General features: G+C 69.8%; 19 protein-coding genes and 1 tRNA gene. 8 read left to right on the top strand and 12 right to left on the bottom strand.

Annotated elements, in window-relative coordinates; translation table 11 throughout:
* Positions 1–94 precede the first annotated feature (94 nt).
* Together ACZ432_RS13980 and ACZ432_RS13975 are read right to left on the bottom strand one after the other, a co-directional pair.
* The gene (locus tag ACZ432_RS13980) at positions 95–2,479 is read right to left on the bottom strand and encodes a receiver/sensor box histidine kinase (RefSeq protein WP_426961828.1); all 2,385 of its coding nucleotides are present in this window, start codon (positions 2,477–2,479) and stop codon (positions 95–97) included.
* Between the two features lie 124 nt (positions 2,480–2,603).
* Positions 2,604–3,218 carry a DUF192 domain-containing protein gene (locus ACZ432_RS13975; RefSeq protein ID WP_426961829.1) on the bottom strand — a complete coding sequence of 205 codons (615 nt, stop codon included), beginning with the start codon at positions 3,216–3,218 and terminating at the stop codon, positions 2,604–2,606.
* A 99-nt stretch (positions 3,219–3,317) separates the two neighbouring features.
* Between ACZ432_RS13975 and ACZ432_RS13970 the strand changes: the two genes are divergently transcribed.
* Complete coding sequence (locus tag ACZ432_RS13970; RefSeq protein ID WP_426961830.1) at positions 3,318–4,754, top strand: DUF7289 family protein; 1,437 nt, start codon at positions 3,318–3,320, stop codon at positions 4,752–4,754.
* 46 nt (positions 4,755–4,800) lie between these two features.
* Here ACZ432_RS13970 and ACZ432_RS13965 read toward each other — a convergent pair whose 3' ends face one another.
* Genes ACZ432_RS13965 through ACZ432_RS13935 form a run of 7 tightly spaced genes read right to left on the bottom strand, consistent with a single transcriptional unit; the run spans position 4,801 to position 13,614 of the window.
* On the bottom strand, positions 4,801–5,562 hold the full coding sequence (locus tag ACZ432_RS13965; protein ID WP_426961831.1) for a DUF7289 family protein: 762 nt from the start codon (positions 5,560–5,562) through the stop codon (positions 4,801–4,803).
* On the bottom strand, positions 5,559–6,029 hold the full coding sequence (locus ACZ432_RS13960; protein ID WP_426961832.1) for a DUF7266 family protein: 471 nt from the start codon (positions 6,027–6,029) through the stop codon (positions 5,559–5,561). The genes ACZ432_RS13965 and ACZ432_RS13960 overlap by 4 nt, the downstream gene beginning before the upstream one ends.
* Positions 6,022–6,957, bottom strand: a complete 936-nt coding sequence (locus tag ACZ432_RS13955) for a DUF7261 family protein (RefSeq protein ID WP_426961833.1) — start codon at positions 6,955–6,957, stop codon at positions 6,022–6,024. Before ACZ432_RS13955 ends, ACZ432_RS13960 begins: the two co-directional genes overlap by 8 nt.
* On the bottom strand, positions 6,945–7,553 hold the full coding sequence (locus ACZ432_RS13950; protein ID WP_426961834.1) for a DUF7288 family protein: 609 nt from the start codon (positions 7,551–7,553) through the stop codon (positions 6,945–6,947). Before ACZ432_RS13950 ends, ACZ432_RS13955 begins: the two co-directional genes overlap by 13 nt.
* On the bottom strand, positions 7,547–8,083 hold the full coding sequence (locus tag ACZ432_RS13945; protein WP_426961835.1) for a DUF7287 family protein: 537 nt from the start codon (positions 8,081–8,083) through the stop codon (positions 7,547–7,549). Before ACZ432_RS13945 ends, ACZ432_RS13950 begins: the two co-directional genes overlap by 7 nt.
* Positions 8,073–10,112: a type II secretion system F family protein gene (locus ACZ432_RS13940; protein ID WP_426961836.1), complete on the bottom strand. Its 2,040-nt coding sequence runs from the start codon at positions 10,110–10,112 to the stop codon at positions 8,073–8,075. The genes ACZ432_RS13945 and ACZ432_RS13940 overlap by 11 nt, the downstream gene beginning before the upstream one ends.
* A 52-nt stretch (positions 10,113–10,164) precedes the next feature.
* Positions 10,165–13,614, bottom strand: coding sequence for a type II/IV secretion system ATPase subunit (locus ACZ432_RS13935; RefSeq protein WP_426961837.1), 3,450 nt, complete (start codon positions 13,612–13,614; stop codon positions 10,165–10,167).
* Positions 13,615–13,839: 225 nt separating this feature from the next.
* Between ACZ432_RS13935 and ACZ432_RS13930 the strand changes: the two genes are divergently transcribed.
* Positions 13,840–14,544, top strand: coding sequence for a DUF1405 domain-containing protein (locus ACZ432_RS13930; protein WP_426961838.1), 705 nt, complete (start codon positions 13,840–13,842; stop codon positions 14,542–14,544).
* Here the strand turns inward: ACZ432_RS13930 and ACZ432_RS13925 are convergent.
* Positions 14,537–15,448, bottom strand: a complete 912-nt coding sequence (locus ACZ432_RS13925) for a hypothetical protein (protein ID WP_426961839.1) — start codon at positions 15,446–15,448, stop codon at positions 14,537–14,539. The two genes, ACZ432_RS13930 and ACZ432_RS13925, sit on opposite strands and share 8 nt — an antisense overlap.
* 128 nt (positions 15,449–15,576) lie before the next feature.
* Between ACZ432_RS13925 and ACZ432_RS13920 the strand changes: the two genes are divergently transcribed.
* The 4 genes from ACZ432_RS13920 to ACZ432_RS13905 all read left to right on the top strand — a co-directional run bounded on the left by ACZ432_RS13920 (position 15,577) and on the right by ACZ432_RS13905 (position 19,613).
* Positions 15,577–16,002: a hypothetical protein gene (locus ACZ432_RS13920; protein ID WP_426961840.1), complete on the top strand. Its 426-nt coding sequence runs from the start codon at positions 15,577–15,579 to the stop codon at positions 16,000–16,002.
* Positions 16,003–16,118: 116 nt separating this feature from the next.
* The gene (locus ACZ432_RS13915; protein ID WP_426961841.1) at positions 16,119–16,787 is read left to right on the top strand and encodes a hypothetical protein; all 669 of its coding nucleotides are present in this window, start codon (positions 16,119–16,121) and stop codon (positions 16,785–16,787) included.
* Positions 16,784–18,007 (top strand): DnaJ domain-containing protein, encoded by a 1,224-nt coding sequence (locus tag ACZ432_RS13910; protein WP_426961842.1) that lies wholly within the window; start codon positions 16,784–16,786, stop codon positions 18,005–18,007. Before ACZ432_RS13915 ends, ACZ432_RS13910 begins: the two co-directional genes overlap by 4 nt.
* 49 nt (positions 18,008–18,056) lie before the next feature.
* A complete protein-coding gene (locus ACZ432_RS13905) occupies positions 18,057–19,613 on the top strand; it encodes an Hsp70 family protein (RefSeq protein WP_426961843.1) in 1,557 nt (518 codons plus the stop codon).
* Positions 19,614–19,657: 44 nt separating this feature from the next.
* Here ACZ432_RS13905 and ACZ432_RS13900 read toward each other — a convergent pair.
* Positions 19,658–19,730, bottom strand: a tRNA-Arg gene (locus tag ACZ432_RS13900).
* Positions 19,731–19,799: 69 nt separating this feature from the next.
* Positions 19,800–20,087, bottom strand: coding sequence for a Sec-independent protein translocase subunit TatA/TatB (locus ACZ432_RS13895; RefSeq protein ID WP_426961844.1), 288 nt, complete (start codon positions 20,085–20,087; stop codon positions 19,800–19,802).
* Positions 20,088–20,266: 179 nt separating this feature from the next.
* On the opposite strand from ACZ432_RS13895, the gene ACZ432_RS13890 reads away from it, so the two are divergent.
* Positions 20,267–21,127, top strand: coding sequence for an FAD-binding protein (locus ACZ432_RS13890; RefSeq protein WP_426961845.1), 861 nt, complete (start codon positions 20,267–20,269; stop codon positions 21,125–21,127).
* 78 nt (positions 21,128–21,205) lie between these two features.
* Positions 21,206–22,375: a bifunctional phosphopantothenoylcysteine decarboxylase/phosphopantothenate--cysteine ligase CoaBC gene (gene coaBC / locus ACZ432_RS13885; RefSeq protein ID WP_426961846.1), complete on the top strand. Its 1,170-nt coding sequence runs from the start codon at positions 21,206–21,208 to the stop codon at positions 22,373–22,375.
* Positions 22,376–22,462: the final 87 nt, after the last annotated feature.

Below are 22,462 nucleotides of genomic sequence, written 5' to 3'. Positions count from 1 at the left end.
CGGCTCATCACGTATGCGGCGACCGAATACGGGCAGCCGTATAGACTTTTCTTCAATCCGTCACCGAGGGGGACTCCGTCCCCGCTTCCCCGGCCTACCCGGTCCGGATCTCGAACCGCGCGCCGCCGTCCTCGCTCTCACCCACTTCGATCGACCAGCCGTGGCCCTCGGCGATCTGCTGGACGATGTGGAGGCCCAGCCCGGAGCCGGACGACTCGTCCGAGAAGCCCGCCTCGAAGACGCGGTCGCGGTCGGCCGGGTCGATCCCGGGGCCGTCGTCGGCGACGTAGAAACCGTCGGACAGGTCGCCGACCGTGACCGTCACCGCGGGGCCGACGTGGTCGACCGCGTTCCGGAGCAGGTTCTCCAGCAGTTGGCGGAGTCGGCCCTCGTCGGCCCGAATCTCCCGCGTGGTCTCGACCCGGAGACTGGCGTCCGCGGTGTCGACCCCCTCCCAGCACGCCTCGACGACCTCGGCCAGCGCCACGCGCTCGGTGGACTCGATGCGCGTGCCGTCGCGGGCGAGCGCGAGCACGTCGTCCACGAGCGTCCGCATTCGGTCGTGCGCCCGCGCCACCGCGTCGAGGTGCTCGCTGTCGCCCTCGAACTCCGCGCGCGCGAGCTCCAGCCGACCGGTCGCGACGTTCAGGGGGTTCCGCAGGTCGTGGGTCAGCGTGCTGGCGAAGCCGTCGAGCCGCTCGTTCTGTCGGTCGAGCTCGTCCCGCTGGCGAACGAGTTCCCGCTCGTGTTCGAGCCGCGAGAGGGTCAACTCGGCGGTCGTCGCCAGCAGCCGCCCGAGGAAGGCGTCGCTCTCCGCGAAGGAGTTCGGATTCGTCGTGGCGACGCTGACGGTGCCGTGATCGCCCAGCGGAATCACCATGAGGCTCCGGATCGGCGGGTCCGGGTCGACGTCGCTCTCGCGTTCGGTGACGTCCCCGTGGACCTGCGCCGTTCCGGACTCGTAAGCCCGCCAGTTGAGGCTCTCGCCCGGCTCGAACGCCTCCCGCGGGGTCACGGTCTCGACCGCGGTCTCCGTCGCCGCCGCCAACACCAACGCGTCGCGGTCCGCGTCGTAAAACCGCACGGTAGCGAGGGGGAATCCGATCACGTCCTCGGCGGCGCGCACCACGAGCCGGGCGACTTCGTCGGCGTCGGGGGCCCGCATGAGCTCGCGGGTCGTCTCGTGGAGCCGCTCCAGCCGGTCGGTGCGGTCGCGGAGCTCCCGCTCTCGCCCGACCGCGTCGAGCGCCGCCGTGAGCGTCCGCCCGACGATCTCCACGAAGCTGCGGTCGATCGCCTCGAACGCCTCCGGCTCTACCCGGGAGACGACGAGGACGCCGTGGTCACCGAGCGGGTAGACGACCGCGGACCGCGAGGGCGTTTCCTCGCCGAGCGTCCCGACCGTGTGCGTGTCGGCGATGTACCGCGACTCGCCGGTCCGGAACGTCTCCCACACGACCCGCGAGTCGGTCGCCTCGTCGTCGGCGCCGTAGGCCTCGGGGACGCCGATGCCCTCGCGGACCTCGTCGAGCGCCGCGACCCGCTCCAGTCGGCGGCCGTCCTCGGAGACCAGATGGACGCCGGCGAGCGGCGAGTCCAGCGCGCGGTCGACGATGTCGACGGCGATCCGAGCGGTCTCCGCGACCGAGGACGCCTCGATCAGGTCGCCCGTTCGGCGAGCGACCCGCTCCAGCGCGTGTTCGCGCCGCTTCCGGTCGGTTATCTCGCGGACGTACACCACCAGCCCACCGACCGCCGGGTCGTCGAGCAGGTCCCGGCCGCGGGCTTCCAGCCAGGTCCACGTTCCGTCGCCGCTCCGGAACCGGAACTCCGCCGACGGCCGCCGGTCCGGGTCGCCGACCATCGCGGAAAAGGCCTCCATCGTCCGCTCGCGGTCCGCCTCGTGGACGTAGTCGAAGCCGTTCTCGCCGACCAGCTCCTCGGGCTCGTACCCGAGCACGCGCTCGGCGGTCGGGCTGAGGTACCGAAAGGTCCCGTCGGGGTCGACGATCACGATGACGTCCGTCGACTCCTCGATCAGGCGTCGGTATCGCAGGTGGGGCTCCTCGGCCTCCCGTTCCGCGCGGTAGCGCGTGACGGCGTTCTCGATCCGGTTCGCGAGCACTGCGTACTGGCTCGAGCCGGTCTCCTTCCGGAGGTAGTCGGTCGCGCCCCGCCGGATCGCCTCGGCCGCGACTCCCTCGCTCCCGTCGTCCGCGAACAGGACGAACGGGAGCTCCGGATGCGACTCCCGAACCGCCTCCAGCAGCTCGATGCCGTCCGTGTCGGGGATGGCGTAGTCGGAGACGACACAGTCGATCGGCCCGTCGCGGAGCCGGCCGAGCGCCGCGTCCGGGTCGGTCGCCGTTTCGACGACGAACCGGTCCGACTCCCGCTCCAGAGAGTCCGCCGTCAGCCCGACGGACTCGCCGTCGTCATCGATCGCGAGCACCCGGATCGGATCCGACGACGAGACCATTGGTTGAATGACGTATCCCGATCAACTATAACGTGTGGGTATCCCCCCAGGCTCAGGGACAAAAATAAACTCCCAGATGCGGTTATGGGTGCTCTGCTGGGCGCTCGATCCGATCACGCCGTCATCACCGCAAGTCGAACGAGACCTCGTCGCCGACCTCGACCCCGCGGTCGGTCGTCCAGTCGAGGACGACCTCCAGGACGAACTGACCGGTGCCCGGGTAGCGCTGCTCCTCGCCGTCCTCGTCTGGGGCGGGCGCGGGCGCGTGATGGATCTCGGTGATGCGCCGGTCGGCGCCCACGTAGACGATGTCGATGCCGAAGTCCATCTCGCGCATCACGAACGTCCGCGCCGCCGCCGCCTCGTAGACGAACAGCATCCCGCGGTCCTCGGGGAGGCGCTCGGTGTCGCTCAGGCCGAGAAACCGCAGGTCGGAGGTGTCCGCGATCGCGGCGGTCACGCGGCCCCGCTCCGTGCCGTCCGGGGCGGCGACGACGACTTCGGTGCTGTCGTAGTTTCGGTGGACGGGCGTTTCCGATCCCGCGTCCGCCGAGCCGTCGGACGCCGTCGCGGTCGACGTCGTGGACCCGGCTTCCGTCCCCTCCTCCGAACGCCTTCCGGGGACGCCGATCCCCGCACAGCCGGCGAGCCCGGTCGACAGCGCCGCCCCCGCGCTGGCGAGCACTCGTCGTCTGGAGGACCGCGCATCGCCCGAATCTGGGGGCTGCCGATCGCTCACGGCCGCCGCTACGGCCGACGCCGGCAAAGGCCTTCCTCTCGGGGTCTGCACCGCACCGGCGGGGCGAGACTTATGTGTCTCGGCGGCGTGACCACGAGCATGGAACACGGCCGCGAGCGTGCGCAATCGGAGCCGATCGGGGTGATCCTCGTCCTCGGCATCTCGCTCGCGGTCATCCTCGTCTCCGTCGGCATCGGGAGCGCGCTCGTCACGGAGTCGACTTCCGACGTCGAGACGGAGCGCATGGAGAACGGGATGTCCCAATTCGGCTCGAAGGCGAGCCTGGTCGCGCTCGGCGAGTCGGGACAGAAGCGCGTCCCCTTCGGGCAGTTGGACAGCGGCGACGTGACGGTCGACGGCGGGAGCGGCAGCGTCACGATCCACCACCGGGTGAACGGGAGCCTCGACGAGATTCACAACACGACGCTCGGCGCGGTCGTGTACGAGAACGACGGCGACCGCGTCGCCTACCAGGGCGGGGGCGTCTGGTCCGTCTCCGACGGCCGGTCGCGAATGATCTCGCCGCCGGAGTACCACTACCGGAGCAGCACGCTCACGTTCCCCATCGTTCGCGTGACGGGCAACGACACCGCGTCGGGGTCCGCCGCCGCGCGGATCAGCAGCGACTCGGTCGGCCAGCCCATCTACCCGAACGGGAGCTACACCAACCCGCTCGACGAGGGCGTGATCGTCGTCGAGGTCCAGAGCGACTACTACGAGGGCTGGGCGCAGTTCTTCCGCCAGCGTGCCGAGGGAGAGGTGACGGTCCACGACGCCAACCGGACCGTCGTCGCTGAACTGGTCGTCCCCGAGGACCTGACCGTCAATAACGCCGTCTCCGCCCAACAGAACTACAACGAGAACGGCAACGCGGGGACCGACGACCGCGTTGAGGAGGGTGAGCCGCTGCCGGGAGTCGACGGTATGTTGCAGGACGAGGTCAACGACGCGAGCGCGAGCAACGACAACGACCAGCACTCCTGTATCGACACGTCCGGGATCAGCGCCGGCTGCACGCTGACCGCGGGCACGTACTACATCGACGGCGACGCGACCCTCGGCGGCGACCTGAACATCAACACCTCGGCCGGCGACGTGAACATCGTCACGAAGGGCGACTTCGACATCGGCGGGAACGACGTCGAGGTGGTCGACGGCTCCGATAACGGCGTCACCTACTACGTCAACGGCTCGCTGAAGGCGCAGGGCGGCGCCTGGGTCGGGACGAGCGCCGCGTCGGTCGACGCCGACCGGAACGTCTTCCTGGTCGGCGACCAGGTGGTCGACGACTCGACGGGCGGCGGGAACATCCAGTTCGACGCGGTGATCTACGCGCCGGACGCGAACATCGACACGAACGGCAACCTCCAGTTCAACGGCGCGCTCTACGCGAACGACATCGACGTCGGCGGGAACGTCCAGATCGACTACGACGAGGAGTCGCTCGTGGAGTTCCAGATCGAGCTCACCTCGACCGAGAACACGATCACGTACCTCCACATCAGCGAGAACACGGTCGAAGTCGAGCTCGAATAGCGGCCGGCGGCGCGCGGCGCCCGACCGGTCGGAACCGCCCGTCCCCCTATCGGTCGAACCGGACGTTGATCGGCGTCCGCTGGACGTACACCGTCTCGGTCTCGACCGACACCGCGACGCTCCCGTCCGCGGCCGCTTCGACGGTGAACCCGTCCGTCCGCTCGAAGTACCGCTCCCAGGCCGCCGCGCGCGGCGACGTTATCTCGATCCGGACGTGGGTGTCCGGCTCCGTGGCGTTGACCGTCCGGACGTGTGACCGGTACGCGCGCTCGGCGACGATCCGGGCGGTCGTCTGCCCGCCGATAGCCCCCTGACTCGCCGCCCGCGTGCTCAGGAACACGAGCGCGGTCCTGTTCGCCCCGCGAACCATTGTCGGCGGCCGGACGACCGTCTCTCCGCCGCGGTCGACCCGGAACAGCGCGCCCCCCTCCACGACGTAGCTGGTGGCGCCGGACTGGTAGCGGACCGGCCTGATCGTGGCGTTCGTCGTGTTCGCGGGATCGACCCAACCGCTTTCCGTCTCGTTGTACTCGCCGACCCGGACCGAAACGGCGTCCGCGAACGACAGCGTCCCGCCGGCGAGCCGGAGCTCCGTCGCGCGACTCGGGGCGTCGTTGCGGTGGATGTCCCGGAGGTTGTCGTGGAGCACGTCGAACGCCCGCTCGACGTTGTTCACCTGCTCGGCCTGTCGGCGGTCGTCGAGCCCGCCGAGCCCGGCCGCGAAGACGGTCCCGATGGACGCCGTGATCAGCGCGAAGACGAGGACGTACCCCACCACGTCACTCACCCCGCGGTCGTCGCGGATCACGCCGACCGCACCTCCAGCGACCCGCCGACGTACCGGATATCGACGTCACCGCCCGGAATGCGGCCCTCCTCGATCGGCGTCCGGAGCGCCGGCAGCCGGTGGGCGACGCGCACGTCGTCGCTCGTCATCACGAGGCGGTCGGTCCCGCCGCTCGACTCGACGGCGATGGTGTAGCTCCGTCCCGCGACCGTTCGCGGCAGCTCGATCCGCACGGCGACGGTCGGTGTCGAGGCGTTCGAACTCGCGGCGACGAGCCGGTCGGCGCCCGCGACCTCCGCGGCCGCCTGCGAGCCCAGCACCTCGAGTTGCGCGTCCGCGGACTGCGTCGCGCGGGAGTCCATCATCCCGCCGGCCGCGGTGATCAGCCCCCCGATGAGGATGGCCGCGACCGCGAGGTTGAGGACGTAGCCGACCATCACCGAGACGCCCCGCGTGTCGTCGCCGAACCGCGCGAGGGCGTCACGCATCCGTCTCACCCGGTGCGACCCGGATCCGCGTCTCGTAGTCCACCGACTCGCTGCGGAACTCGACGTCGACGGTCACGGCATAGACGGCCGGCGAGACGAGCGGCGCGTCGTCCACGTCGGCCTCGTCGACCGGTCCGGCGACCGTCAGCTCGTAGGTCCCGTTGGCCGCGTCGCCGCGGTCGTACGCCACGTCGTAGGTGCCGGTGGAGTTCCACAGCGACCGGCCGCAGGACCGGTCGTCGACGGCGCCGTCGGTGAGGTCCACCGCGACGACGCCGCTGGGCGCCACGGGGCGACAGACGACCGTCGGGTCCGGGTCGCCGGCGTCGCCGACCGCGACCGTGAGGTTCCCGCCGTCGGACGCGTTCCGGTAGACGTAGACCTGTCTGGCGCTGTCGTTCCGGGAGACGGCGAAGGAGTCGTTGGCGGGGTCGCTCGTCTCCGCGACCTCCGTGGCGTTCACGCGCAACACGAACGACCGCGTCCGGCTGACGTTCTTCGCCAGGGTGAAACTCGGCGTGCCGCCCGCGCCGACGAAGGCGCCGCTCTCGTTCTGTTCGATGAAGAGCCCCGTCTCGCGGTCGACCGTCCTCGTCTCGATCACGACGCCGCGGCGGCCGTACCCCTTCGCGAACAGCTCGTCCAGCCGCTCGGTGTCGTTCTCTACGGCCGCCAGCACGTCGGTCTCGGTGTCGTAGTGCTGCCGGTTCTCGGCGTCGACGACGCCGCCCGTCGTCGCCCGGACCTCGCCGACCGCCGCGAACGCCGCGGAGGTCTCGTCGCCGCTCCCCCGGGTCGCGAGGTTCTCCGAGTAGATGGCGCCGTTCAGGAGCACCGCGAGCACGACCAGGATGGTCGCGATGACGAGCGCGCCGACGAGGAACAGCTGCGCGCGGTCGCCTCGCCGGAGGTCGGTCACATCCGCCATACGACCAGCCTCACCTCCACCAGGTTGTACAGCTCGTCCGGCGCGACGTTCTCGGCGTAGAAGGACTCGTCCGCCGACGAGCCGACCGCCTCCAGCGTGCGGTTCTCGTAGCCGTCCACCGTCAGGGTGCTGTCGTTGTACAGCGCGACGGAGCGCGTCGCCGAGACCGCGTTGTCGCTCGGCGACCCCATGTACACCACCCGCTGTGCGGACATGGTTCGCCCCTCGCGGTGGTGTGCGACGTAGACGTTGTAGGCGATCCGATGTGACCCGAACGTCGCCTCGAGGGTGTCGCCGAAGGCGAGTTCCTCGGGGAGCCGGTTCGGGTACTGTTCCGTCTCCCCGCTCCCGTTGAACCGTTCCTCCTCGGGGTTCCAGTGGAGGACGAACTCCGTGAGGTCGCCGTTCGCGGCGCCGGTCGCGAGCACGTCGTTGGCCGCCGTCCGCTGCTGGTTCTCGATGTGCTGGCTCGACGTGCTGGCCGACAGCGGCGTGACGGCCGTCGCCTGGAGCGCGAACATGAGCGCGCCGACGATCAGGAGGGCGGCGACGAACGCCTCGAGCGTGTGCGCCTGTGCGCGGTCCACGGCTACCATACCCTCACGGTCAGCCGGTAGATGGTCCCGTCGAGCGAGACGACCCGCCTGGCCACGGAGACGTCGGTCGGGACGGTGTCGCCGTTCGACCGGCGGAGCGTCACGGAGTGTGTCGTCCCCTCGACCGGAATCTCGACGGTCGCCTCCTGCGTCACGGGGTCGGTCGGTTCGTGGATCACGACCTCAGCGCCGTACTCCTCGATCCCCAGCGTCGACGCGAAGTCGGTCGTTCCGCTCGCCGTGCAGTTGTAGTCGGAGGCGAGGCTGTCGTTCGCGGCGAAGAACGCGACCGTACAGGGACCGCTCAACACGCCCGGCTCCGCGCCGTCCGCGACGAGCAGCCCCTCAGCGAGCTGTGCCGCGCCCGCGTCCGCGACCGTGAGCGTCTGGCTCTGCACGCCGATGAAGGGGTCGAAGAACGCCGACACGCCCGCGAGCACGCCCGCGAGCGTGACCAGGAACACCCCGGCCCCGACCGCGAAGTCGAGCGTCGTCTGTCCGCGGGCCGACTCGCCCCCCTCAACCGACATAGATCCACACTCCCAGCGCCATCGTGATCAGGATCACGACGAACTTCACCCCGGAGATGACGTCCGCGCTCCGGATGTAGCCGCTGATGAACCCCGAGAGGATCGCCTGGAGGGTGACCGCGTGGAAGAACAGCAGCGACAGCAGGTCCGGGTCGACGCCGCCGCCGAAGTCCATCCCGCCGGCGCCGCCTCCGCCCCCACCGCCGCCGCCCTGTTCGACGAGGTCGGCCATCACGTCGATGAACTGCGTCTGGAGGATCGCCATGACGCCCAGAAGCGTCACGTACGTCATCAGGATGATCGCCACCTGCATCCGGGTGCGGGACTTCCGCTCGCGCTCGATATCGTCCTGATTCTCGGAGGCCTGGGCCGCGGTCGTCAGCACGTCGGTGATCTGCGAGGACGCCTCCTGGGCCTCGGAGATGAGCTTGATCGTCCGCGCGAGCCGCGGGATCCGGTACTTGTTGTTGAACTCCACCATCGCGTCCCGGAGGCTCATCCCGTAGTTCACCTTCGCGTACATCATCTCGAACTCCTCGGCGAGCTTGCCGGAGGAGGTGTCCGCGACCGTGTCGATCGACTCCAGCAGGGTCTGGCCGGTGTCGTTCGCCGAGGAGAGCTTCCGGAGGTTGTCGGAGAGCTTGCCCGTGATCGCGCCGCGGGCGCGCTCGTTCCACGCGTGGAAGAACGCCAGCGGCACGAGCGTCAGGTACGCCGGCACGTAGATCCAGATGAACGTGCTCCAGATCGGCTCGGCGATCCACTGGTCGACCGCGACGGGCGCGGCCCCGGTCGCGAAGGCGACCCCGACGAGCACGAGCGCGGCCGGCACCGTCAGCGCCAGGGTGTAGAGGGGGTTGTCCCGGAAGAAGAGGTGCGGCGCCGACAGCAGCTCCTTCGTCTTGTGGGTCCCCTCGCGGTCCTTGATCCGGTCGAAGACGCCGAAGCGGCCGACGAACCCCTCGACGAGACCGAGGTGGAGCAGCCCCTCCTTGCTCGACTGCTGGAGCCGCTCGCTCCCCCCCTCCGGCCGGAGCATGCCGTCGCCCGGCTCGTCCTGCTTGACCGTCGAGACGAGCACGAGGAACCCGACCCCGGTCAGCGGGATGAGGACGTAGACGGTGCCGTACAGCAGCTGGTCGTTGGCGTTGCCCAGCATGCTCATGATGACGAGGATGATGATCAGCAGCAGCGGGAACAGCGAGAGGGTCATGTACATCTCGCCGAACAGCTCCAGGGTCTCCAGCGTCATCTCCTGCTGCTGTTTGGCGGTCCGCATGTGCTTGTCCTTCTTGTCCTTCAGGAACTGCTCCATGTCCCCGCCGGAGTTGACGATGGAGAGCATGTCCGTCAGGAACTGCGACAGCTCGTCGCTCGGCGTGTCCATCGACTGCTGGCGGATGGCGTTCCGGTAGTCGGTGCCGAAGTACTCGGTCTCGTTGACGATGCTCCGGAACTCCTTGGACACCTCCCCGTAGGTGTCCTCCGCGCCCGCCATCGCGCGCAGGATCTCCAGCTGGTTGAGCCCGCCGACCGACAGCGCGTACATGAACGAGACGGAGTCGGCCAGCAGCATGTCGATCTCCCGCTTCCGCGAGGACGCCGTCGAGTAGGGGATCGCGAGCAGGCCGCCGAACCCCATCGCGAACCCGATGCTCCCGAAGAACAGCCCGCTCACCAGGACCGCGGCGGGCATCACGAGCGACCGCATCAGCTCCGCGGCCCCCTCGCTCGGGGCGGGGATGCCGATCGAGAGCGCCTCCGGCGTGATCAGCCCGATCGCGAAGATGCCGTAGCCGAACAGCGTTCCGACGACCCAAAGCAGCAGTCCGACGAGCAGCCCGACGCCGAGCGCGCGGGAGATGTACAGCTCGACGGTGTCCGCCATCCGCGCCTGGGTCAGCTTCGTCTCCACGTCCGCGACGAAGTCGCCGTCGGGGTCGAAAAGCAGCTGGAACAGCGGGTAGAACGCGTCCGCGAGCACTCCCGAATCGGCGTCGTCGCCGCCGAAGCCCGTATCGAGGCTCACGCCGACCCCCCCTCGATCGACGCTCCCCTCCGACTGGTCGGACCCGACACGGTCAGTCCTCCTCGTCCTCGACCGCGCCGAAGCCCCACTCGTCTATCTCCGCCTCGTCGTCCTCGTCGGCGTCCGGGGTCCCGTCGCCTTCGTCTGCGTCGGGGGTCTCATCGTCCTCGTCGACGTCCGCGGTCTCATCGTCCTCGTCGACGTCCGCGGCCTCGTCGCCCGCGCCGGCGTTCGGCAGGTCCTCGTCGCTCCCCGGCGCGTCCCCACCGCCGCCGTCGTCGGACGCCCCGGACCCGGCCGACCCGTCGGCGGCCGAATCCCCCTCGTCGCCGCCTTCTCCGGCGCTCCACTCGGGCGGGTCGATGCCGGCTTCGTCGGTCCCGTTCGCGCCGTCGCCGGCATCGGTCCCGTCCGTCCCGTCGTCGACCGTCTCCGGGTCGCCGAGGATCATCGGCTCGTCCGGCACCGCCGGGCCGTCGTCCCCCAGCACGGTCGGCGAGTCGTCCCCGTCGCTCGCGTCGAAGCGTATGCCCCCGGTGTCCGCGTCGAACGGGTCCGAGCCGCCGGGATCCGCGCCGCCGTTTCCGGCGCCGTCGTCGCCCGCGTCGTCGCCGCCCACGTCGTCGCCGCCCGACCCGACGGCGTCCCCCGCGTCCGCCCCCGGGCTACCGTCCACCGCACCGTCACCGAGCGCGTCGTCCTCCTCGTCCCCCGGCCCGCTCGGATCGACGGCCGGTTCGCCGTCATCGGGAGCGTCCTCGTCGGGGTCACTCTCGTCGGAAGCACTTTCGTCGGTGGGGTCCTCGCCCGGCGCGTCGAGCGCCGGCGCCTCGTCGTCGCCCGCCTCGACCGAGGCCGCCTCGTCGGTCGCCCCCTCCAGGGCGGGCCGTTCGCCCTCGGTGACGGACGCCTCCACGTCCGCGGCCGGCGTCACCTCGAGCAGCGCGTCCGCGACCGAGTCCGGCATCTCGCCGCGGTACTCCTCGAACAGCTCCTCGGCCTTCTCGAGGATCCGGCGGGCCTCCTCGCGCCCCTCCTCGTCGGGGTTCGGTCGCGGGACCATCTCCTCCTTCTCCGGGTCCACGTCGATGAGGACCGACTCCATCTCGCGGAGGTCCTCCAGCGACCGCTCGAGCCCCTCGTTGGCCATCAGCGCGAGGATCGTCTCCGGGTCGTTGATGAACGCCTGGAACGTCGCCGCGACCTGCGAGTAGGTGTTGAGCCCGCGGTCGATCAGGTACGCCAGCACGACCTGGCGCTTGAACAGCTCGTCCTCCAGTTTCCCCTGGGTCCACCCGCGGTCGAACTTGATCTCCTCGAGGGTGTTGGAGTCGCCCATCTGGAGGAACTCGTCCGTCTCCGCCTGCCACTGGTAGACGTCCTGGACGTTGATCTCGTCGTTCTCGGCGTCGTAGTGGTTGATCTCGGTGAGCGACTTGTTCCGGCGCACCTTGTGCCCCTCGACGCGCGTCGACGCCTGGATGGAGACCAGATCCAGCGCCGTGAACATCGTCTTCGAGACGTTGATCGGCTCGGTCGTGAACCGCTTGAGCACCTCGCCGACGGAGTCGGCGTGGAACGTGGTGTAGGTCGTGTGCCCCGTGGACATGACCTGGAACGCAGTGCGCCCCTCCTCGCCGCGGATCTCGCCCATCACGATGTAGTCCGGGCGCTGACGCAGCGCGGCCTCCAGCAGGTCGAACTCGTCCACGTCGCCCTTGTCGTCGTCCGAGAAGGAGGGCCGCGTGACCGAGGCGATCCAGTTGCGCTGCGGGAGCTCGACCTCGCGGGTGTCCTCGATGGAGACGATCTTGGAGTTGGAGGGGATGAACAGCGACACAGCGTTCAGGCTCGTGGTCTTCCCGGACGCCGTCCCGCCCGCGAAGATCAGGCTCTTGTGGTTCTCGATGCAGAGCCAGAGGAACGCCATCTCGTCGAGCGAGAACGTCTTCCAGTTGATCAGGTCGATCGGCGTGAACGGCACGTCCTTGAACTGCCGGATCGTGTAGTTGGTCCCGTGGTCGGAGACCTCCTTGCCCAGCGTGAGCTGCGCACGGGAGCCGTCCGGGAGGGTGGCGTCGACCTGCGGCCGGCGCTTCGAGATCCCCTTGCCGGAGCGCTGGGCCAGCTTCACCACGAAGTCGTCCAGCTCGTCGCGGTCGTGGTAGATGTTCGAGATGATCTGCTCGTAGTCGGAGTGGTAGACGAAGACCGGGGAGTCGTACCCGTCACAGGAGATGTCCTCCACGTTGATGTCGTACTTTATCGGGTCGATCCGCTCGTAACCGATGAAGTCCCGCTTCAGGAAGTAGAGCAGCTTCTCGACCTGATACTCCGTGAGCGTCGCCGCGTCCTCCGCGAGCACCGCGGGCTCCGGGCGCGCCGCGATCCCGCGGATCTCCCCGTCGTCCTCCTCGGGGGGCGCGTAGCCGAGCGACTGAGCGATCCGGCCCGCGATGCCCTCGGTCGGTTCGAAGCCGAACCGGTCCGCGAGGTCGCTGACGAACCCGCCGCCGTCCGACTCGCGGCTGTAGAGGTCGTACCGGTCCAGAAGCGAGTAGGTCTCCTCGGAGATCACCCGCTTGCGGTGTTCCTCGTCGCCGCCCGCGACCGACTCGTCGGAGTACTTGATCGAGGTGCGAAGCTTGCCGGTGAGGTACTCCTGGAGGTCCGCCTCGATCTCCGTGAGGTACGGCTGGACGGCGTAGTACTTCTTCTCGTTCTCCTTCGTGGAGTGGAAGATGATCACGAACGAGTAGGGCTTGTTCACCCAGTAGCGCTCGATCTCGCGGAAGTGGGACTTCTTCGACATCGGCACCGCCCGCTCGAGGTCGTAGCGGTTCGTGAGCGTCGTCGCGCCCGACTCGGTCGAGAAGAACGCGTCCTCGTTCAGCTCCTCGTTCACGTCGACGGTCCGCTCGTCCTCCAGCTCCAGCGTCTCCTCGGCCGCCTGCGCGCCCGCGGCGAGCGCGTTCTCGATCCGGTCGGGGTCGAACCCGAGCGCCTCGCCGCGGTCGAACGGCTCCTCGTTGCCCTCCTCGTCGGTGGGCGGGTTCCCCTCCTCGTCGTAGAAGTACTCCTTCTTGTAATCCTCCCACGCGTAGTAGCCCTTGATGACCGGCGTCCGGTCGAGGGGGTGTTGGGCTGCACAGAGCTCGCGGAGCGACTCGCCGACCGCGTCCGCGGCCCGGAGCCGCCGGGGGAGTTCGTCGGGGTGGAACCCCAGGAACTCCGCGGGGTCGACCCCCGCCCGCTCCCAGTCCTCGGCGGTCAGCTCCTCGGTCGCGTCCGCCTCGCCCCAGCGGTCGCTGCCCGGTGCCGCGTCGAACCGCTCATAGAGGGCGTCCGCGGCGGCCTCGTGGCCGTGCTCGCGGAGGAAGTCGTCCCACGTGTACTCGCCCACCCGCGCGCCGACGGACGCCGACAGCGGCTCCGTCGCCGACCCCGACGCCGCGGTCTCCCCCTCCAGCTCCGGCGTCGCGGCGTCGTCCTCGGTTGCCATTGTCCATGGAACTCCGTCCCCGGGCAAAAACCCTTCCACCGTTTCCCGTCAGTACCCCAACCGTTTCCGGTCGGGGTTCCGGCTTCGATCCCGGTTCCGTCTCCCGATCCGTGGGGTACTGCTCCGATCCGGTCGGCGGCGGTCGGGGCACACCGTTATCAGTCCTGAGAGGCACGCGCCGCGCGGACGCGGGGCCTTTTTCGCCCGCCGGTCCGATGCCCGCACGTGACACGTCTCGCCGCGATCAGGGACCGGCTCGCCCCGCTTCGGGAGCCCGCGGTGCGCCGCCGCGTCCGCGACGCGTTCGCCGAGGTGCTGCTGGGCGACGCGCGCAGCCTCGCCGCCGTCGTCGGCTTCACCGCGTTCATGTTCCTCGTCGGCGTGCGGTACTACGTCTCGACGATGCCGGGCGTTCCGACGGCGCTATGGCCGCTCTACGCCGACTCCGCGACCGCGGTCGCGCTGGCGACGCTCGCGCTCGTGACGCTGTTCCCCCTGCTCGCGCTCGACCGGGCGGTGACGGACCCCCCCGCGAGCCGCCCGCTTGCGTACCTGCACACGCTCGCGTTCGTCTGGCTCGTCAAGTACGGACTCTGGCCGCTCGTCTCGCTGAACCTCGCGGTCGGGACCTACCTCGCCGCGCCGGACGCGCTGGTCTACTACTGGGGGGTGCTCGGGACGCACCTGCTTTTCGTCGGCCTGGCGCTTCTCCTGCCCGCGGTCGGTCGCACGACCCGCGGCGCGCTGGCGCTGGCGCTGGCGCTCTCGCTCGCCAACGACCTGCTCGACTACGGGTTCGGCTACCACCCGCCGCTGCAGTACGAGCCCGGCCTCGTCCTGCCGGCGGCGACCGTCGCCCTGAGCCTGTTCGCGACGTGGGTCGCGTCGCGGTCGTTCCGCCGGCTGGACGCGGCCAGCCGCGTCAGATGATGTTGAAGTACCAGAGCGCCGCCACGACCACGCCGATACCGACCACCGCGAACGGCAGGACCTTTCTGGTCGTGCTCTTCGGGTACGAGCGGGCGCGCGGTTCCCCGTCGACGTGGTAGACCGTGTACTCGTCGCCGTCGTACTCGTAATCGAGGATCGAGACGGGGACCTCCCGGATCTCCGTCTCGTTCCGGATCTCGTCGTCCGCGGGCGCGTTCTTCTCGGTGGTGATCTTCTGCCCCTCGGCGTCCTCCACGTACTTGTCCGGGGTGCGGTCGGTCTCGACCTCGACCGTCTCGGTCGGGTCGTACGTGCGCCGGACGAAGTCCATCTTGTACGTCTCCCCCGTGCCGTCACAGGTCCCGCAGGTCGTGCTTCCGTTGCCGCTACAGGAGTCGCAGACGACGGTCCCGCTCCCGCCACATTTCGAGCAGGTCGCGGACTGGTCGCTGTTCGTCCCGCTTCCGTTACACCGTCCACAGCGGTTCGCGCCGCTCCCGTCGCAGTTGGTACATCGGTTCCGCCCGTTCCCGTCGCAGTTGGTACAGACGTCGACGCGCTCGGACTCCGGGATCGGGAAGTCCAGTTCCAGCGACTCGAACTCGTCCGGAACGAACGAGTCCCGGTCCGCCGCGTGGACGTCCATGAACTCGCTTTGCACGTCGGTCCGCTGCGCCTCGTTCGGGGCCAGTTCGATGAACCGGTCCTCGTCGTCGACCGCGAGCGTGCGGTGGATCCGCTTCGTGCACTCGACGCCTTCCAGGTTCGTCGGCTCCGCCTCGTCGACGAGGTCGTTCACCACGCCCCAGTTCCCGTCCGCGTACTGCTCCAGGATCTCCGTCTCGGCACCCTCGATGAACCCGTCGTCACCGCCCACGTCTTGGTCGTCCCCAGTAGTTGCCATGGTAGCCAACTTGTGTGGATAGATTATATATAAGTTCGGGCTGACAATTCCACGGCCGTCCGTTCTCTCTTGCGGCATCGATATCACCCATAATAACATTTATACCGCCTATCATACACCAAGATGACATGCCAACTGAGCCGCGTGTTCCGGGAACGCACGTGCCGTACTGGATGGTCATCGCTTTCGTTCCGATCGCCAGCCTCGTCGCGCTCCTCGTGTACTTCGTCCTCTACGCGGCGATGGGCGGGGTCGAGTCGGGGTCCGGGGGGCCGGTGGAGACCTACATCCTCTGGTCGATCGCCGGGATCGGCGTCGCGTTCGCCGCGGTCGTCTACGCCGACATCCGGTACGTTCGGCAGGCCAGCCGCTGGACGCCGCAGACGTTGCGGTGGGTCATGGCGGCGCTCGTCTCGCCGTTCTTCATCTACTTCGGTCCGTTCCCGGTCGCCATCTACTACCTTCGGAAGCGCCGGGCGGCGCTGGGCGTCCCCGAGGAGGCGTGGGTCACCGTCGTGCAGGAACGCATCCGGGACCTGGAGATGCCCAACTGATGTCGGCGCGTTTCTCACTCGTTCCGACGGGGCCGACGGAGGCGACCGAGGCGCCGGCGGCGACGCGGGCAAAGACGCCGACCGAGTCGTGCGACGACCGGGAGGGGTGGTAACCGATGGAGCCACAAGCGGACGACGACATGATGTACATCTGCTCGGAGGACGGGCTCGCCCTGACGGGGCGTGAACTCCGCGAGCGGGCCCAGCAGGGCGAGCGCATCTCCCCCATGGAGTCCGCCGGCCGCGTCCTCCACGCCTGGGACGTCACCGACGACTCGGGCGAGCCGGTGTCCCGGGAGTACGTCACCACCGCGGGGTTCCTGGTCAGCGACGAGGAGGTGCTCACGAACTCGCAGGCGTTCGCCGAGACGTACGTCGTGCCGACGATCCTCGACCCGGACGAGATACGGCAGGCGGCCGCGGACGCGGCGGAGGAGCGCTCGCACGGCGGGCTGAAGAAGCGACACTCCGACGACGCGATGGACTACCTCACGGAGAACGCGGACGCGCTCTCCGAGGCCATGTTCGAGTTCCAGACGTATCTCTCGACGCTGTTCGTCGGAACCTGGGAGAACGCGCACCCGTACCTCGTCGGCCGCGACCACGTCTACCTCCTCCCGATCAAGGGACAGGACGCGGTCGGCGACGTCCGCGACGAGTTCGTGAACTTCGTCACGGGCTACGACGACATCGACCGGCGGAAGGCGCTCGTGCTCTGGGAGGCGGCGGACCCGTTCCTGCAGGTCAACATCGACCTCTACCTCGACGGTGAACAGGTCGCATGACGGAGACCTACTACGACGTCCTCGGGGTCGACGACGACGCGGACGAGGAGGAGATCGAGTCCGCCTACCGGAGCCTGATCCACGAGTGGCACCCCGACGTCAGCGACCACCCGGACGCGCGGGAGCGGTTCCTCCTGATCAAGGAGGCCCGCGAGGTGCTCACCGACGACGCCGAGCGGAAGCGGTACGACCGGGTGGGCCACGCGGAGTACACCGGCGACGGGAGCGCGACCGGGAGCCGGGGGAGCGCGGACGCCGAGCGTGAGGAGTCGGGTCGCTCCGGGACCGGCGGGGACGAAGACCGGGGCCGGACCGACCGCGAAGGCCGCGACGACCGGACCGGAGCGGACCGGAGCGGCGGCACGGACCGCGACCGCTCGCGGCAGGAGCGCTCGACGGCCGACGAGTACCGGCAGCGCCACCAGCGCACCCGAGGTCGACAGGGCCGGTCGCGGAACGACCACCGCTCCGGCGGCCGCCGGTCGGGAACGGCCGACTCGGGTGGCTCCGGCGCCGATTCCGCCGGCGGAACGAGCTCGGGCGGGTCGACCGCCGAGACGGGGACCCGCGGCTCGTCCGCCGAGGCGAGTTCGGGCGGGTCGACCGCCGAGACGAGCACCGCCTCCGCCCGCGGGAACCCCGGATGGGGGCAGCCGTCCGCGACCGGGAGCCCCCTGAACCCCGACGTGGAACTGCTGAAGTACCCGGCGTTGCTGGTCTACTGGTGGCTCGCGTCCGTCGTGAGTCCGATCCTGCTCACGGCCGCGCTGCTCCCGGTCTACTACCAGTACCGGCGGATGAAGTACACGGACCGCATCCTCCGCGAGGGGACCTCGCCGGAGGGGTGGGAGACGGTCGTCCGTCGCCTCGCGGTCGGCATCGGGGTGGTCGTCGCGGGCACCGTCGTGCTCGGCCTCGAGATCGGGGGCGCGACGGGAGAGGGACTCTCCGTCGTGGCGATCCTGATCGGGCTGTTCCTCTGTCTCCGGTACTTCAAGGAGACGCTCGTGCGCGACTGGTTCAACGCGGAGGGGACGAGCCAGCCGGTCGCGTGGGACGCCGCCTCGCGCGTGACGATCATCGCGCTCCCCCTCCTGAGCGAGGCCAGCATCGGCAACGTGGGCGAGGTCGTGTTGCTCTTCGTCCCGCCGGTGGTCGCGACGGGGTACCTCCTCGCGACCGACCGCCGGTCGGACGTCCGCGCGGCGATCGGCCTGTAGCGGCCGCCCGCCGAAGGAGCTTTATCTTGGCTTGCGAACACATCGCCACATGGATCGTGGCATCACCGTCGGTATCGACCTGGGAACGACGAACAGCGTGCTCGCCGCGCCGGTCGGAGGGTCACCGGAGGTCGTCGAGAACGCCGCCGGAGACAGAAAAACCCCGTCGGTGGTCGCGTTCGACGGCGAGGACGTTCTCGTCGGCCGCGAGGCGGACAACCAGGCGGTCCGGAACCCGGACCACACGATCTACTCGATCAAAGGCGAGATGGGGAACCGCGAGTACGAACACCGGACGCCGAGCGGCGACTCCCTCTCCCCCGAGGAGATCTCGGCGCTCATCCTGACGAAACTGAAGGAGGACGCGGAGGAGAAGCTGGGCCACCGGATCGACAGCGCCGTCATCACCGTGCCGGCGTACTTCGGGAACCGACAGCGGGAGGCGACGAAACGGGCCGGGACGATCGCCGGGCTGGACGTGAAGCGCATCATCAACGAGCCCACGGCGGCGTGCCTCGCCTACGGGCTGGACAGTTCGCGGGACGCGGAGGTTCTCGTGTACGACCTGGGGGGCGGGACCTTCGACGTCTCGCTCGTCTCCATCTCCGACGGCGTGATCGAGGTCGTCGCGACGCACGGCGACACCCAGCTCGGCGGGGACGACTGGGACGGCTGCCTCGTCGACGTGATCCTCGACCGCGTCGAGCGGGACACCGGCGTCGTTCCGGAGGACCCGGAGGCCATGGAGCGCATCTGGCAGGCGGCCAAGGAGGCGAAACACGACCTCTCCGCCGCCCGGACCGCGACCGTGTCGCTCCCGTTCCTCTTCGAGACGGCCGACGGGGCCTACGACTTGGAGATGCGGATCGACCGCGACACCTTCGTCGACGCCACGGCACACCTCACCGACGCGACGATCGACATCTGCTACGAGCTGTTCGACCGGACCGACGCGACCGTCGACGACGTGGACGACGTGCTGCTCGTCGGGGGATCGACGCGAAACCCCCACATCGCGGCGGCGGTCGAGGACGCGCTCGGCCACACTCCCTCGAAGCGGATCGACACGGACGTGGCGGTCGCGCTCGGCGCCGCGACGCAGGCCGGCATCCTCTCGCAGTCGGCGCTCCCGAGCGGCGACCCGGGCGAGCTGGTCCCGGCGGACGAGGCCGACGGCGTCGACGACGTGGTCCTGCTGGACGTCACGCCGAAGACGCTCGGCGTGCGCGCGCAACTGGACGGCCGCGAGAACCAGCTCAGTCGGCTCATCCCGAAGAACACCTCGATCCCGGCGACGGTGACGAACGAGTACTACACCGTCGAGGACAACCAGGAGGTCGTCACCGTCGAGGTGTATCAGGGCGAGAGCCAGGTCGCCACGGAGAACGAGCTCCTCGACTCCTTCTCGCTGCGGGGGATCCCGCCGGCTCCGGCGGGCCAACAGAAGGTCGAGGTCACCTTCGAGCTGGACGAAAACGGGATCCTCGACGTCTCCGCGCGCAACCCGGACTCCGGCGTCGCGGCGGAGGTGACGATCGACTCCGAGTTCGGCGTGAACCAGGGGGAACTCGACCGGATGCGTCGGCGGCTCCCCGAAGTGAAGTGACGCTCCCCGGCCGTCGAGGCGCCGACGCGCTCGCGGTCGGCGGACGGGCGCGGCGGGATTCGAACCCGCGGTCTAGAGGTTAGGAACCTCTCGCCCTGTCCACTAGGCCACGCGCCCACGGCTCTCGGCGTGGTCGGTCCGAAAGCGGTCCGAAAGCGGTCCGAAAACGGCCCGAAAATCGGCGGGTTACTCGTTCTTCTCGGTCGCTTCCTCGGTCTCCTCGTCGGCCTCGTCCGCGCCGGACACGGCGCCCGCGTCGGAGTCAGCACCCTCCTCGAGGTCGTCGCCCTGCATCTCCTGTAGCTCCTCCTCGACTTCCTCGCGGCCCTTCTTGAACTCGCCCATCGCCTGCCCCGTCGAGCGGGCGAGCTTGGGGATCTTGTTGGCGCCGAACAGGAGCACCAGCACGAGCAGAATGATGAGCAGCTCCGGTCCACCGGGGATCGGGCCGATCAGGGGAATCGTACCTACCATCTCTGTCTCCGAGTAGCCTTGTGGTGATTATAGGCTTTTTGCCTCAGTCGGTCCGGTAATTACACGGTTCTGGGCGCCTGAGGAGGCGTTTTTGCGGCGACGGACGCGATCGGTCTCTTCGGAGCCGGTTCTCGCGCCGGATCGACCCTGCTAAATCCCCGCGTCCGCGAGGCCCCCGCATGAGCGAACTCCCGACGCTTGAGGGCACCTACGAGGTGCTCGTGGTCGGCGGCGGCGTCGCCGGGCTCTCGGCCGCGACGTTCACCGCCCGCGCCAGCCTGGACACCGTCGTCGTGAACGCCGGCGAGCCGATCCTCGCCCGCAACGCCCACGTGGAGAACCTGCCGGGCTTCCCGGCCGGCGTCAACCCGCGGCTGTTCCTCGACATGCAGCGCTCCGGGGCGACCAGGAACGGCGCGGACCTGCGCGACGGCCGCGTCGTGCGACTGCGCCGGGCGGCCGACGCCGGGATCGACGCGGGGTCGGACGCGCGGTTCGTCGCGACGGTCGAGCGCGGGTCGGACGGGGGCGACGCGGACGGCGCGGGCGACGCGAGCGACGCCACCCCGGAGCGGTACGCGCTCGCGGCCGAGCGCGTCGTCGCCGCCTCGTGGTCGGACGCGAGCTACCTCGACCCGCTGGAGGCGGACACCCGCGACGCCGGCTCGAAGACCTACCTCGAGGACGACGGCGACGGACGGACCACCGTCGAGGGGCTCTACGCCGCGGGTCGGCTCGCGGAGCGGTACCACCAGGCGGTCGTCGCCGCGGGCGACGGCGCGCGCACGGCGATCACGCTGATCCACGACACCGAGGTCCCCTTCTACCACGACTGGGTGACGCCGGAGGGCTACTTCACCGACCGCGGCCGCGACGTGCCGCCGGGGTGTGAGGAGATCTCCGAGACGGAGCGGCGCGCGCGCGAGCGGGAGTCGATGGCGGCGATGCGGGAGTACTTCGCGGAGCCCCACGACTCGCGCCAGCGGACGCACCCGAGCCTCGTCGACGACGAGTCGGGGCGGCTGCCCGAGAACGACTGAGCGCCGGCGCTGCCGAGGGGCGACGCGAGCGCCCCGCTTCGTGAGGCTATTTACGACCCCCGCCCGAACCGGCGGGCAATGCTTCAGGGGGTCAACGTCGCGCTGGGCGTCTCGGGCAGCATCGCGGCGGTGAAGGTGGTCGAGCTCGCACACGAGTTGCGCCGGCACGGCGCCGCGGTGCGCGCGGTGATGACCCCGGCCGCGACGGACATCGTCGGCCCGTGGGCGGTCCAATTCGCGACCGACGCGCCGGTCGTCACCGAGATCACCGGCGCGGTCGAGCACGTCGAGCTGTGCGGCCGCGACGGCTGGGCGGACGTGCTCCTGCTCGCGCCCGCGACCGCCAACACCGCCGGGAAAGTCGCGGCCGCGGTCGACGACACGCCCGTCACCACCTGCGCGACGACCGCGCTCGGCGCGGACGTACCGGTGGTGATGGCGCCCGCGATGCACGAACCGATGTACGACCACCCCGGCGTGGCGGAGGCGCTCGACCGGCTCGCGGCGTGGGGGGTGACGTTCGCCGATCCGCGGATCGAGGAGGGGAAGGCGAAGATCGCCGCCGAGGAGACGGTGCTCACGGAGGTCGCCCGCGCGGTCACGCCCGACGTGCTGGCGGGCAAACGGGTCGTCGTCACCGCCGGCGCGACGAGCGAGCGCATCGACCCCATCAGGGTCCTCACGAACCGCGCGTCCGGTAAGACCGGCCGCGAGGTGGCCCGGGCCTGCTACGTCCGCGGCGCGGACGTGACGCTCGTGCAGGACGGCCCCGACGTGGGATACGCGGACGTAATCGAGGTCGAGACCGCGGACGAGATGATCGAGGCGGCGACCGCGGCCGCCGACACGGCCGACGCGCTGGTCTCGGCGGCCGCCATCTCCGATTTCACCGCCGACGCGGTCGGCGAGAAGATCCGGTCCGGGTCGCCGCTCTCGCTGGACCTGGAGCCGACGCCGAAGCTGATAGACACCGTGCGGGAGGCCCATCCCGACCTCCCGATCGTCGGGTTCAAGGCCGAGACCTCCGGCGACGACGCGGCGATGGTCGCGGAGGCGGAACGGATCCGCGACCGCGTCGGCCTGGCGTTCGTCGTCGCCAACGACGCGAGCGTGATGGGCGAAGACGAGTCCCGCGTCCTGCTGGTCGGCGCCGAGGGGACCGATCCGGAGGAGGTCGTCGGCCCCAAACACGCGGTCGGCGGACGCGTGGCCGACCGGCTCGCGACCGTGCTGGCGCCGGACGCGTAGCCCTCGGCGACGCGGAGGACGCCGGGACCGGGCCGCGAACTCCGGCAGACGCCACGAGGATAAGAACTGTTTTGGGTGGTCCGACCG

The organism is Haloparvum alkalitolerans, from assembly GCF_055381565.1.
The sequence above is the reverse complement of the archived record's forward strand: the minus strand, read 5'-3'. Positions and strand labels throughout refer to the sequence as shown.